Source organism: Streptococcus pseudopneumoniae, from assembly GCF_001072375.1.
Lineage (GTDB): Bacteria > Bacillota > Bacilli > Lactobacillales > Streptococcaceae > Streptococcus > Streptococcus pseudopneumoniae_L.
Genome location: NZ_JVKV01000078.1, coordinates 1 through 13,029 on the forward strand (window position 1 = coordinate 1; position 13,029 = coordinate 13,029).

Here is a 13,029-nt window from a genome sequence, read left to right on the forward strand (position 1 = left end):
ACGAAATCGAGACTTTGTCTATCGATTTCTGTCCCACCGCCTTTCACTAACGAGAATCCTTTTTGTATGACAAATAGGATTTTTTTCTTGCTATCAAAATCTTCTCCAGATTAGCGCTCTACTATTTATAGTGCTAGTATCCAATCTTTTTACTTGAATTGCCCAATAATCATGATATAATTAAATTATATACTTGTTTGACTATTTTTGACCTTTTAAATTTAGTCAAGACTAAGAAAGAAATGAGGTGGCGGTATGCTCTGTCAAAACTGTAAAATCAATGACTCAACGATTCATCTTTATACCAATCTCAATGGGCAACAAAAGCAAATCGACCTTTGCCAGAATTGCTACAAAATTATCAAAACAGATCCTAACAATAGCTTATTTAAAGGAATTACAGATTTAAACAACCGTGACTTTGATCCCTTTGGAGACTTCTTTAACGATCTCAATAACTTTAGACCATCTTCTAATAACAACAATATCCCCCCAACTCAGTCAGGAGGTGGATACGGTGGAAATGGTGGCTATGGTGCCCAAAATCGTGGTCCTGCTCAAACACCACCACCAATCCAGGAAAAAGGACTCTTGGATGAATATGGTATCAATGTCACTGAGATTGCCCGTCGTGGAAATATTGACCCTGTAATTGGCCGTGACGAAGAGATAATCCGTGTTATTGAAATCCTCAACCGCAGAACAAAAAACAACCCTGTCCTCATCGGTGAGCCCGGTGTTGGTAAGACAGCTGTTGTCGAAGGTTTAGCTCAGAAAATTGTTGATGGTGATGTTCCGCATAAGCTTCAAGGTAAAGAAGTCATCCGCTTAGATGTCGTTAGCCTTGTTCAAGGTACAGGTATCCGTGGCCAATTTGAAGAACGCATGCAAAAACTCATGGAAGAAATTCGTGAGCGCGAAGATGTTATTCTCTTCATTGACGAAATTCATGAAATTGTCGGTGCTGGTTCAGCAGGAGAAGGGAATATGGATGCAGGAAATATCCTCAAACCAGCTCTCGCTCGTGGCGAACTCCAACTGGTTGGTGCTACTACCCTCAATGAATACCGCATCATCGAAAAGGATGCTGCCCTTGAGCGCCGTATGCAACCTGTCAAAGTTGATGAACCAACTGTTGAAGAAACCATCATTATCCTGAAAGGTATCCAAAAGAAATACGAAGATTACCACCACGTTCATTATACTGACGGCGCTATCGAAGCTGCCGCTACCCTTTCTAATCGCTACATCCAAGACCGTTTCTTGCCAGACAAGGCCATTGACCTTCTAGATGAAGCTGGTTCAAAAATGAACTTAACCTTGAATTTTGTGGATCCAAAGGTCATTGACCAACGCTTAATCGAAGCAGAAAATCTCAAGGCACAAGCAACCCGCGATGAAGATTTTGAAAAAGCAGCCTACTTCCGTGACCAGATTGCCAAATACAAGGAAATGCAAAAGACTAAGGTAACGGATCAGGATACACCAATCATCAGCGAAAAGACGATTGAACACATCATCGAGCAAAAGACTAATATTCCAGTTGGTGATTTGAAAGAAAAAGAGCAATCTCAACTGATCAACCTAGCAGATGACCTCAAGGCTCATGTTATTGGTCAAGATGATGCAGTTGATAAGATTGCTAAGGCTATCCGTCGTAACCGTGTTGGACTCGGTACTCCAAACCGTCCAATCGGTAGCTTCCTCTTTGTTGGTCCTACTGGTGTCGGTAAAACAGAACTTTCTAAACAGCTGGCCATCGAACTCTTCGGTTCTGCTGATAGCATGATTCGCTTTGATATGAGTGAATACATGGAAAAACACAGCGTGGCTAAACTCGTTGGTGCCCCTCCAGGATACGTAGGCTATGATGAAGCAGGTCAATTGACTGAAAAAGTTCGTCGTAACCCCTACTCACTGATCCTCTTGGATGAAGTTGAAAAAGCCCATCCAGATGTTATGCATATGTTCCTCCAAGTCTTGGACGATGGTCGTTTAACGGATGGTCAAGGTCGTACCGTTAGCTTTAAAGACGCCATCATTATCATGACCTCAAATGCAGGTACAGGTAAGGCAGAAGCTAGTGTTGGATTTGGTGCTGCTAGAGAAGGCCGTACTAACACTGTTCTTGGAGAATTAGGCAACTTCTTTAGCCCAGAATTCATGAACCGCTTTGATGGTATTATTGAATTTAAGGCTCTCAGCAAGGAAAATCTCCTTCAAATCGTTGACCTTATGTTGGATGATGTGAATAAACGTCTCTCAAGCAATAACATCCATTTGGATGTAACAGATAAGGTTAAAGAAAAACTTGTAGACCTTGGTTATGATCCAAAAATGGGAGCTCGTCCACTACGTCGTACCATTCAAGACTATATCGAAGATGCAATCACGGACTATTACCTTGAAAATCCAAGCGAGAAAAACCTCAAGGCTGTCATGACTAGCAATGGTAAAATCATGATTAAATCAAAAAATAAATTGGAAACAGTTGACTCAAATGACTAATTCCACATACTAAAAGAATGTTCTTACTTGACAGTAAGAGCATTCTTTAATATGATAGAAAGAAAGCGCACACATAAAGGAGAAATTTATGACGAATCCAACCTTTGGAGAAAAAAAAGAGGGTGTAACCTACAAAACTAGATATGGTGTTTATGCAGTCATCCCTGACTCAGCACATGAAAAGATTATCCTCGTTCAAGCTCCAAATGGTGCATGGTTCTTGCCTGGTGGCGAGATCGAAGCAGGTGAAGATCATTTTGAAGCTCTCAAACGAGAACTAATTGAAGAATTAGGTTTTACAGCTGAGATTGGCACTTATTATGGACAAGCAGATGAGTATTTCTATTCCAGCCATCGTGATACTTACTACTACAATCCAGCCTATCTCTACGAAGCTACTTCTTATCAAGAAATCCAAAAACCTTTGGAGGACTTCAATCATCTAGCTTGGTTCCCAATCGATGAAGCCATTGCTAACTTAAAACGTGGCAGTCATAAATGGGCAATTGAAGCTTGGAAAAAACAGCATCAAGTTTAAATTAACTTTTCCAATTTTTCCAAAAAGTGCTATAATAGAAATAGAAACACAGGAGGAAAGCCTATGAAGCTCATCAACACTACTAATTCTCACTCAAACCTTGTTAAAAGCCAACTGGAGAGTACCGACGCTACACTCGTAGAAGTCTACTCTGCAGGCAATACTGATGTTATCTTTACTCAGGCACCGCTTCATTATGAAATCCTCATTTCCAATAAACATCGTGCTATCCGCGAACAAGAAATAGAAAAAATCCAAGAATTCTTCTTGAATCGCAAGATCGAAAAGCAAAATATCGATGAGGCTAATATCAAAACCCTCTACTCTGAAAAATTGATTGAAATCTCAATCCCAACAAAATAAAACTTAGCTATATTTGGACAACACTCTAAAAATTCTAACTTTTTAGAGTGTTCTTTGTCTGTCTGATCCTATATTCTAGAATCAGATTCAGCATTACAGAAAGAGTTTTCTAACAATCCTTCAACTTACTAAGTTTGGCAATATTTTTGTAAAAACTCGGTACTTGATCATCAAAACAATTAATTTTACTATTATAATTTACTAACATTAAAAAAGGAGCTCATAAATGGAGAAAATAGTATACAGAAAAGCAAGGCTAGACGAATACCAAAAAATTGGAAAAGTAATAGCCGATAGCTTCTTTGATTATCCATTTTTAACTCTAATCATAGATGATCTCAAGAAACCTGAAAACTATCCTGCTTTTTTAGAACTATTGGAAAGTCTCCTGACTCGCCTCTATATCAAAGAAGAGACCTGTTTAGTAGCTGAACAAGACGCAGAAATCCTAGCTGTCGCCTTATTACAACAAAATGATTTTTCTATCCTATCTTACTTGCTAAATGGTGTCATAAAACTGTTTCGCTACATTAGTCCTCGAAATTTTTTGAAGTATCTTGATTTAGTAGACCGTTCCGAAGAACATTTGAAAAAATCTAATAGCTTTGACTGGTATTTGATGCTCCTTGCAGTCAATTCATCCGTTAAAGGACAAGGTGTGGGCAGTGCTTTTCTTAGAGACGCAGTTGAGCCTTATGTCAAATCCAAGGGCTGCAAGCGCTTAGGACTCATTACCAGTACAGAAAAAAATGTTCCATTCTATAAAAAGAATGATTATGAATTGCTAGATTTTATGGAGTTAGAGTATGGGGCTAAGTCTATTGGAAACTGGGCTTTTTTAAAAACTATCAATAAATAAAGTAAAAAAGGAGTTTAAATCAACTCCTTTTTACTTTATTTAACTGCTTCTTTCAAGGCGTCAACCTTATCCAAGCGTTCCCATGGAAGATCGATATCTGTACGTCCCATGTGTCCATAAGCCGCAGTTTGACGGTAGATTGGACGTTTGAGATCAAGCATTTGGATGATTCCTGCTGGACGAAGGTCAAAGATTTGACGCGCTGCTTTTTCAAGCTTGCTTTCAGCTACTGTTCCAGTACCGAAGGTATCGATACGAACAGATACAGGTTGAGCTACACCAATGGCATAAGCCAATTGAACTTCTGCTTTCTTAGCGAGACCTGCAGCAACGATGTTTTTGGCAATGTAGCGAGCTGCATAAGAAGCTGAACGGTCAACCTTAGTTGCATCTTTACCAGAGAAGGCACCACCACCATGGCGTGAGTAACCACCATAAGTATCCACGATGATCTTACGACCAGTCAAACCTGAGTCTCCTTGAGGTCCTCCGATAACGAAACGACCTGTTGGATTGATGAAGAATTTAGTTTCATCGTCAAGATAAGAAGCTGGAATCACTTCTTTGATAACCTTGTTAATCACGTCCTCATGAATTTGTTCATTGCTAACTTCTGGATCGTGTTGAGTTGAAATAACAACTGTATCCACGCGCACTGGCTGGTCATTTTCATCATATTCAACAGTAACTTGTGATTTAGCATCTGGACGAAGATAGCTAATTTCACCAGACTTACGAAGCTCTGCCAAACGACGAACCAACTTGTGGCTGAGTGAGATTGGCAATGGCATGAGTTCTTCAGTTTCATTAACTGCAAAACCAAACATGAGACCTTGGTCTCCAGCTCCAATCAAATCAAGTGGATCTTGATCCGCATTTCCACGAACTTCCAAGGCTTCATTAACACCTTGGGCAATATCTGGAGACTGCTCAACAAGTGATGGGTGAACTCCTACTGTTTCAGCTGAGAATCCATACTCAGTGTTGGTATAGCCAATCTCTGCAATGGTATCACGTACCACACGGTTAATATCTACATAGGCATTGGTTGAAATTTCACCAAAAACATGAACTGAACCAGTATAAACAGCTGTTTCAGCAGCAACGTGGGCTTCTGGATCTTGCTCTAAAATAGCATCCAAGATAGCATCTGAAATTTGGTCTGCAATCTTATCTGGATGCCCCTCAGATACAGATTCAGACGTGAATAATTTACGTTCTGACATAAAAATGTCCCCCCTTAAAAAATATTCGTTATAGAGTTACAAAGTACTGGTAGAGAATCGATAAACGACCTTCACTACCACCTTATCGGGACCATATAACCTAACTATTATAACACGAATCTTTAAAAAATACTCGTATGATTACTATTTTTCTTAATTGGAAACTGTTTTCTAATCTTAGCCAAATAAAAACTCTTAAAGTGGATAGGATTTCCAACTTCAAGAGATTTCTTAAAAACTAATTATTTTCTAGATAAAACTCAAAACGTTCTCCGACGTATTGGCTCTTTACATACTCAAAAGCTGTACCGTCATCAAAGTAAGAAACCTGAGTCAGTCCTAAAATAGCATGCCCCTTTTCTACTTCCAGATAATGAGCAATCTTTTCCTTGGCTAAGCGAGCATAAATAGTCTGGTGAGATTTACCAATTCGATAACCATGTTTCTGTAAGGTTTGAAAGAAGTGCTTGGTTACTTCTTCTTTCTTGAAATTTTTGATAAATTTCTCAGGAATAGAAGCCACCTCATAGACCACAGGAACTTGATCTGCATAACGAACACGTTCCATCCGAATAATATTTTCAGTGGCCTTGATCCCTAATTTTTCAACTTCTTGCTCATTCGGAATAGTCCGACGATAGGAAATCAGATGACTCGATGGTGTTTTCCCCTGCGCCTTCACGATTTCCGTAAAACTGGTCGTTCCACGCATTTTTTCCTGAACACGAGTACTAGAAACAAAGGTCCCGCTACCCACACGACGCTCCAAAACTCCTTCCTCGACCAAAAGGGAGATGGCTTGACGAAGGGTCATACGGCTAACCTCAAATTCCTCAGCTAAGTCTCTCTCGCTTGGGAGTCTCTCTCCAATTTTCCAATTTCCCTCATCAATACCTTTTTTGATTTGGTCGTGAATTTTCATATAAGCTGGTAACATGCTTGCTCACTTCTTTTCTTTATTTTTTCCATTGTACCCTATCTCATGGGGAAAAGTCAAACTGCACTTGTTTGGTTGGTAATTCTGGGGCATTTATGATAGAATATTCAAGAAGATATTTCTTTTAAGAAAGGGAAAAGATGACCAACATTTCAACTGATTTGCAAGATGTCGAAAAGATCATCGTACTGGACTATGGTAGCCAGTATAACCAACTTATCTCACGTCGTATCCGTGAGATTGGTGTCTTTTCAGAACTAAAAAGTCACAAGATTTCGGCTGACGAAGTCCGCGCTATCAATCCTATCGGGATTGTACTTTCAGGTGGTCCAAACTCTGTTTATGAAGAAGGCTCATTTGATATTGATCCAGAGATTTTTGAACTTGGAATTCCAATTTTAGGAATCTGCTACGGTATGCAGCTATTGACTCACAAGCTTGGTGGTAAGGTTGTTCCTGCAGGTGATGCTGGTAACCGCGAATACGGTCAATCAAAATTGACTCACACAGAGTCTGCTCTTTTTGCGGGTACTCCAGATGAGCAACTAGTTTTGATGAGCCACGGAGATGCTGTTACTGAAATTCCAGCTGATTTCGTTCGTACTGGTACATCAGCTGACTGTCCATACGCATCTATTGAAAATCCAGATAAGAAAATCTACGGTATCCAATTCCACCCAGAGGTTCGTCACTCAGTTCACGGTTATGATATCCTTCGTAACTTCGCTCTCAATATCTGTGGTGCCAAAGGTGACTGGACTATGGATAACTTCATCGAGATGCAAATCAAACAAATCCGTGAAAAGGTTGGAGACAAACGTGTTCTCCTTGGTCTTTCAGGTGGTGTTGACTCTTCTGTTGTTGGGGTTCTCCTCCAAAAAGCCATCGGCGATCAATTGATCTGTATCTTTGTAGACCACGGTCTTCTTCGTAAAGGAGAAGCTGACCAAGTTATGGATATGCTTGGTGGTAAGTTTGGTTTGAACATTGTCAAAGCAGATGCTGCTAAACGTTTCTTGGATAAACTTGCTGGTGTGTCTGATCCAGAGCAAAAACGTAAGATTATCGGTAACGAGTTTGTCTATGTCTTTGATGATGAAGCAAGCAAACTAAAAGATGTGAAATTCCTTGCGCAAGGAACTCTTTATACAGACGTTATCGAGTCAGGTACTGATACTGCTCAAACTATTAAATCTCACCACAACGTTGGGGGACTTCCAGAAGACATGCAGTTTGAACTCATCGAACCTCTTAACACTCTTTACAAGGATGAAGTTCGTGCTCTTGGTACTGAACTTGGTATGCCAGACCACATCGTATGGCGCCAACCATTCCCAGGACCAGGACTTGCTATCCGTGTCATGGGGGAAATCACTGAAGAAAAACTTGAAACTGTTCGTGAATCAGACGCTATCCTTCGTGAAGAATTCGCCAAAGCTGGTCTTGACCGTGATATCTGGCAATATTTCACTGTTAACACTGGCGTTCGTTCAGTAGGGGTTATGGGAGATGGTCGTACTTATGACTATACCATTGCTATCCGTGCCATCACTTCTATCGACGGAATGACAGCTGACTTCGCTAAGATTCCTTGGGAAGTTCTCCAAAAAATTTCAGTTCGTATCGTAAACGAAGTTGACCACGTTAACCGCATCGTCTATGATATTACAAGTAAACCACCTGCAACTGTTGAGTGGGAATAGAGTTTCCTATAAAATAATAAATAATACTGCTGGAGCATGGACTACAGTGGTATTATTTTTTTTATTTCAATATTAGGAAAATTTCTCGACTCTCAACTCCTCTTTTTAAATCCTTGAAACCATGCTATAATATAGTAAGTATAGCTCCAATAACCTAATGATAAAGATTTCTTACATCATACGTAAGTGTTATTCTACTCTGATTCATATTATAATGAAAGTAACAAAAGATGGAGGTGTTTCACATGGAAACAATTTTACGAGTAGAATCATTAAAAAAGCATTATGGAAAAGAGCCGAATATCACCAAAGCCTTGAACGGTATATCTTTTCAAGTTGTCAAAGGTGAGTTCTTAGGGATTATGGGGAGCAGTGGTTCTGGGAAAACAACCCTTCTTAACTGTCTCGCTACTATCATCAAACCAACTGATGGCTCCATTCAAATGCAAGAAAAAGATTTAAGTCAGTTAAAAGGTAGTCAGTTAGCTGATTATCGTGGCAAGGAAATTGGTTACCTTTTTCAAAATTTTGAGCTTTTGGACAATCTGACAGCCAAAGAAAATATTTTACTCCCCTTGTCTTTGCACAAGGTCGATGCCAACGAAAGCAAGGTTCGGTTAGAATTGCTTTCCCAATATCTAGATATTTCTGAACTTCTGGATAAGTTCCCATCTCAATTATCAGGTGGTCAACGACAAAGGGTAGCTGCTGCGCGTGCCTTAATTTTAGACCCTAAGATTGTATTTGCAGATGAGCCCACAGGAGCTTTGGATTCAAAAAATGCGACCATTTTGATGCAAAAATTATCCGAAATGAATCAAGTGGAAGAAACCACCATTCTCATGGTGACCCACGATTCAGTCGCTGCCAGCTTTTGCAACCGCATCTTGTTTATCCAAGACGGAAAACTATTCCATGAAATTCGACGCGATTATCCAAGAGAAAGTCAAGAAGATTTTTACCACAGAATACTAAAGGTCATGTCTGCACTGGCTGGAGGTGATGGCAATGTTTTCTAAATTAGTCTCAAGAAATAGCAAGAGGGATCGAAAGAATAATGGCTTGTATTTCAGTTCCATGGTTCTTTCTATTATCTCCTTTTACATCATCCTTTCTTTGTCCCATCAAGATGCGATGATCTTTCTCAAACAAATAGAGAGTGACGCTGTAAATAAACTCTTTAGCATGATTCCCATTCTTTATGTAGCAACCCTCTTTATTCTCTTTTTTCTAGTCTACTTCGCAAGCAGTATGCAGATGGAAAGGAGAAAACATGAATTTGGTGTCTATCTAACGCTAGGGATGCGAAGAAGCAAACTGTTCTTGCTGCTCCTACTCGAGGATTTGAGAAACAGTATCCTTGCTCTTGGAATAGGTCTTCCAATTTCAATCTTGATTTCAGAACTGATTAGCCTAATAACCGCTAAAATTGTTGGGCTAGGGATTATTGAACATCAGTTTTCTCTATCTACCACAGCTCTATTCTATACAATCATCGGTTTCCTAGCTGTAAAATTAGCTGTTTTTGTTCTTTTAAGTGCAAAGACGGCCAATAAGGAAATTGGAAATCTGCTATCCTATTCTCCTTCTGGAATGAAGAAACTACTCCCCAAGGGGGTGTACCTTCTTGCTTCAGTCCTCGGAATTTTGCTTCTAGGAACAACCTATTACATGGGTATGAGTGGACGAGCTTGGAAAAGTGTCATAACCATGGGCATCACTGTTTTCTTGGGGACTCTAGGAACTATCCTCCTCTTCTTTGGTATGCGTTTATTTATAGACTTTTTGGTCAAGCTTGGAAACAATCGAAAACTTCATGCCTATAATTTTAGACAGATTCAGGAATTAGTTATCCAGCGCTCAACTATACTGGCTATCTGCTCCCTCTTAATCTTCTCTGCCTTGTGCCTCTTTGGAGCAGGTGTTGCCATTGCAAGTGGCAATTCAGGCAATCAAACCCACGTATTGGATTATACATTTAGAGATAGCAAGCAGGATACAGATGAAAATCTTGATGTAAATACAGTAAAAAAAGAGCTTGAAGCTGCTGGACTAGCATCACAGTTTTCAAAGATTCTGCAAATCAAAATCGGCAAACCGAAAGAACACGAGTCCGTGTCCTTCGAAGAGGTCATCAAGGAGTTGAAAAAGCAAAAAGACAGCAAGAACAAGGAAATTTTGCTCCGTAAATTTAAACAGTCTACTACTTCCCACCTCATGCCAGTTTCCGAATACAATGAACTTAGAAAGGCTGCCAATCTCCCTCCTCTAGAATTAACTAGCAAGGAAGCCTACTTGTATATGGGGAAAGATTTTCTCCCAGATGAAAGTCTCGTCAACTCTGTTCTGAAGACGAAGCCTCAAATCAATGTCATGGAAAATGATGTAAAATTGATTGGAGAGGTGGAGTCTTTGCCAATCGTAACGGATCGTGAGATCACCCTCTCTGTTGCCCTCATAGTCCCAGATGAGACCTTTATGAGTTATACAGACGGTCACTATTCGAACTATGTCAGCGGTATCTTGGCTCCTGAGCTAGTCAAGGAAAAAGGCTTGATGAGAGCTATCTCAGATACCAATGAAAAGCTAAATCAAACCTCTCTTGGCTATGAAAGCTATATACAAAATATGGGAAGACAATTATTTTACATTATCTCTGCCAGCTATATCACTATCTATCTAGCTATCATCTTCCTTGTTGTGGCAAATACAATCATTGGCGTTCAATTTTTGATGGGTCAGAGACAATCCTACAGACGATACCAAACCTTGATCCATCTCGGAGCCAACTACGAAACTCTTTGTAAATCGTCAGAAAAGCAAATCAACTGGTATTTCGGTCTGCCAATAGCCCTTGCACTTATCAGTAGTAGCTTCGGAGTGAGCTCCCTCCTCACAGGAATAGTACCAGCCAGTATAAGAATGGTCATGGGGCAGAAATTTATCACAGCCATGCTGATAGTACTGCTCTTAGCAGGTTTTGAAGTCATCTATATCAGAATTGTAAAGAAAAATAGCAACAAATACTTGTTGTCCTTAATGGAACCCAAAAGAGATGAATAAGATAGAATAAAATAGGAAAAGGAGGAACCAATATGAAGCATATCCTGGTTATTGAGGATGAGGCCTTGATTCGAGATGAAATTGTCATCTTGTTAGAGAAAGCGAATTATCAAGTTGATAAGTTGACTGACTTCAAAGATACAAGCCAACAAGTGTTGCAATACGATACGGATCTAATCATACTGGATTTGAATTTGCCAGGAGAAACAGGTTTCCACATTTGTAAGAATCTCAAGTCCAAACGCTCTGTGCCCATATTGATTCTCACCTCCCGTGAACAACTAAAAGATGAGATTTACGCCCTAAAATTAGGGGCTGACGAGTATTTAACAAAACCTTTCAAGAAAGAAAGATTCTTGGCTCGTATAGAAAATATCTTGAAACGCTATGAAGGTAGACAAAATTTGCTTGAAAAAGATAATTTCCTGCTGGATAGAAATACCTATACTCTTTATATCAACGGACATTCGATTTTACTCCCTAAAAATCAAGGGAAATTGTTAGAAACCTTATTAGTGGCAACTGATTCAGTCGTCACAAAAGAAGAACTAAGCATGAAACTGTGGAATACAACTGAGTTCATCGATGAAAATGCCCTACAAGTAAACATTGCAAGGCTGAAAAAGATGATGAAACAGGCTGGCATTGCCCTTAAAGTCAAGTCCGTCAGAGGTATTGGTTACAAGCTAGAAGAGGTAAGTCCAGATGAAATATAATCTAAAATATCTAGCTAGTTATCTACCTTGGTTACTTGTTCTCTTAGCATTTGACCTATTTACAGCTGTCCTGCTTTGGCTTTCAGATGTGAGAATGTTTCAAGCTCTCATCCTTCTCTATATTTTAGCCACCGTCCTACTTTTTTTCATCCTATCATTCTTACTTATAAGAAAAGAAAGAAAAAAATCCGCTGCTTATAAATCCTTCATAGCCAATCCTAAAATCGATACTGAGCTTGAATTATTGAATTTATCAAGTGTCTCAGAGAAAGAAAGCATTGAAAAAATAGCAGATACACTTTATCAAAAGCAGGCTCAAATAGGAAAACTCAACTCATTACTAGCCGAGTACGAGGACTATGTTGAAAAATGGGCGCATGAGATTAAACTTCCTTTATCGCTTCTTTCCCTCCTTTTAGACAATCAAAGTGACCAACTACCTGAGGATACTGCTTTTAAATTGGACTATGTGAAAAATCAAATCCAAGAAAATGTATCACAGATCCTATTCTACTACAGGGTGAAAAGTGAGAAAAATGATTTTCTATTTGAAGACCTTGACCTAGAAGAGTGTATCCAAGATCTTTTGGAGAACTTTGACCCCTTGCTCAAAGAAAAGAATTTTACGATTAAGTTAGAAAACATACAAGGAATCTGCTACACCGATCAACGCAGTTTTGGATTTATCCTGTCTCAAATATTAGCCAACGCCCTTAAATATAGCTCTGATAAACCAGAACTCAAGATTTCTATGTCAAGTGACAAGGAGCGCAAAACCCTGATTATTAGGGATAATGGGTGTGGAGTTAAAGCTTGCGACCTCCCTCATATCTTTGAAAAAGGATTTACAGGTGATTCAGGAGAGACAAGGAAAAAATCAACAGGCATGGGTCTCTATCTTGTCAAACAATTAGCAGATGCTTTAAAAATCGACATCGTAGTAAAATCCGAATGGATGCATGGATTTGAAATCTCTCTTTCTATTTCGTAATTTTTCGATTAAGAAAATTGCCTAGTCATAGAAAGCACATATTTTATACCAAAAAGGAAAGCTGTACTGACCCCCAAAAGTTGGACAAATAATTATTGAAAGGATTTAGTTCTGTATTGCACAGG

General features: G+C 39.3%; 11 protein-coding genes. 9 read left to right on the forward strand and 2 right to left on the reverse strand.

Going from position 1 to position 13,029, the window contains the following annotated elements:
- Nucleotides 1-255: 255 nt before the first annotated feature.
- The 4 genes from ADH31_RS06390 (at nt 256) to ADH31_RS06405 (ending at nt 4,268) form a co-directional block, all read left to right on the forward strand.
- Nucleotides 256-2,508 carry an ATP-dependent Clp protease ATP-binding subunit gene (locus ADH31_RS06390; RefSeq protein ID WP_049509654.1) on the forward strand — a complete coding sequence of 751 codons (2,253 nt, stop codon included), beginning with the start codon at nt 256-258 and terminating at the stop codon, nt 2,506-2,508.
- A gap of 88 nt (nt 2,509-2,596) precedes the next feature.
- Nucleotides 2,597-3,046 (forward strand): NUDIX hydrolase, encoded by a 450-nt coding sequence (locus ADH31_RS06395; RefSeq protein ID WP_045762885.1) that lies wholly within the window; start codon nt 2,597-2,599, stop codon nt 3,044-3,046.
- 63 nt (nt 3,047-3,109) lie between these two features.
- Nucleotides 3,110-3,409 carry a DUF1827 family protein gene (locus ADH31_RS06400; RefSeq protein WP_000767183.1) on the forward strand — a complete coding sequence of 100 codons (300 nt, stop codon included), beginning with the start codon at nt 3,110-3,112 and terminating at the stop codon, nt 3,407-3,409.
- Between the two features lie 226 nt (nt 3,410-3,635).
- On the forward strand, nt 3,636-4,268 hold the full coding sequence (locus ADH31_RS06405; protein WP_000411987.1) for a GNAT family N-acetyltransferase: 633 nt from the start codon (nt 3,636-3,638) through the stop codon (nt 4,266-4,268).
- A 35-nt stretch (nt 4,269-4,303) separates the two neighbouring features.
- Here ADH31_RS06405 and metK read toward each other — a convergent pair whose 3' ends face one another.
- Both metK and ADH31_RS06415 read right to left on the reverse strand, forming a co-directional pair.
- A complete protein-coding gene (metK, locus tag ADH31_RS06410; protein ID WP_000003967.1) occupies nt 4,304-5,494 on the reverse strand; it encodes a methionine adenosyltransferase in 1,191 nt (396 codons plus the stop codon).
- A 238-nt stretch (nt 5,495-5,732) separates the two neighbouring features.
- Nucleotides 5,733-6,431, reverse strand: a complete 699-nt coding sequence (locus ADH31_RS06415; RefSeq protein ID WP_045762883.1) for a GntR family transcriptional regulator — start codon at nt 6,429-6,431, stop codon at nt 5,733-5,735.
- A gap of 140 nt (nt 6,432-6,571) precedes the next feature.
- On the opposite strand from ADH31_RS06415, the gene guaA reads away from it, so the two are divergent.
- The 5 genes from guaA (at nt 6,572) to ADH31_RS06440 (ending at nt 12,904) form a co-directional block, all read left to right on the forward strand.
- Entirely contained in the window at nt 6,572-8,134 is a 1,563-nt protein-coding gene (gene guaA / locus ADH31_RS06420) for a glutamine-hydrolyzing GMP synthase (protein ID WP_049509657.1), read from the forward strand.
- 245 nt (nt 8,135-8,379) lie between these two features.
- On the forward strand, nt 8,380-9,153 hold the full coding sequence (locus ADH31_RS06425; protein WP_049509658.1) for an ABC transporter ATP-binding protein: 774 nt from the start codon (nt 8,380-8,382) through the stop codon (nt 9,151-9,153).
- Nucleotides 9,143-11,197, forward strand: a complete 2,055-nt coding sequence (locus ADH31_RS06430; RefSeq protein WP_049509659.1) for an FtsX-like permease family protein — start codon at nt 9,143-9,145, stop codon at nt 11,195-11,197. Before ADH31_RS06425 ends, ADH31_RS06430 begins: the two co-directional genes overlap by 11 nt.
- A 32-nt stretch (nt 11,198-11,229) precedes the next feature.
- On the forward strand, nt 11,230-11,913 hold the full coding sequence (locus ADH31_RS06435) for a response regulator transcription factor (RefSeq protein ID WP_049509660.1): 684 nt from the start codon (nt 11,230-11,232) through the stop codon (nt 11,911-11,913).
- Entirely contained in the window at nt 11,903-12,904 is a 1,002-nt protein-coding gene (locus ADH31_RS06440) for a sensor histidine kinase (RefSeq protein WP_049509661.1), read from the forward strand. Before ADH31_RS06435 ends, ADH31_RS06440 begins: the two co-directional genes overlap by 11 nt.
- Nucleotides 12,905-13,029: the final 125 nt, after the last annotated feature.

Excerpts from the sequence above, each read along its gene's own strand:
- ADH31_RS06390 (WP_049509654.1), top strand. The coding sequence starts at position 256 with ATGCTCTGTCAAAACTGTAAAATCAATGACTCAACGATTCATCTTTAT.
- ADH31_RS06395 (WP_045762885.1), top strand. The coding sequence starts at position 2,597 with ATGACGAATCCAACCTTTGGAGAAAAAAAAGAGGGTGTAACCTACAAA.
- ADH31_RS06400 (WP_000767183.1), top strand. The coding sequence starts at position 3,110 with ATGAAGCTCATCAACACTACTAATTCTCACTCAAACCTTGTTAAAAGC.
- ADH31_RS06405 (WP_000411987.1), top strand. The coding sequence starts at position 3,636 with ATGGAGAAAATAGTATACAGAAAAGCAAGGCTAGACGAATACCAAAAA.
- metK (WP_000003967.1), bottom strand. The coding sequence starts at position 5,494 with ATGTCAGAACGTAAATTATTCACGTCTGAATCTGTATCTGAGGGGCAT.
- ADH31_RS06415 (WP_045762883.1), bottom strand. The coding sequence starts at position 6,431 with ATGTTACCAGCTTATATGAAAATTCACGACCAAATCAAAAAAGGTATT.
- guaA (WP_049509657.1), top strand. The coding sequence starts at position 6,572 with ATGACCAACATTTCAACTGATTTGCAAGATGTCGAAAAGATCATCGTA.
- ADH31_RS06425 (WP_049509658.1), top strand. The coding sequence starts at position 8,380 with ATGGAAACAATTTTACGAGTAGAATCATTAAAAAAGCATTATGGAAAA.
- ADH31_RS06430 (WP_049509659.1), top strand. The coding sequence starts at position 9,143 with ATGTTTTCTAAATTAGTCTCAAGAAATAGCAAGAGGGATCGAAAGAAT.
- ADH31_RS06435 (WP_049509660.1), top strand. The coding sequence starts at position 11,230 with ATGAAGCATATCCTGGTTATTGAGGATGAGGCCTTGATTCGAGATGAA.
- ADH31_RS06440 (WP_049509661.1), top strand. The coding sequence starts at position 11,903 with ATGAAATATAATCTAAAATATCTAGCTAGTTATCTACCTTGGTTACTT.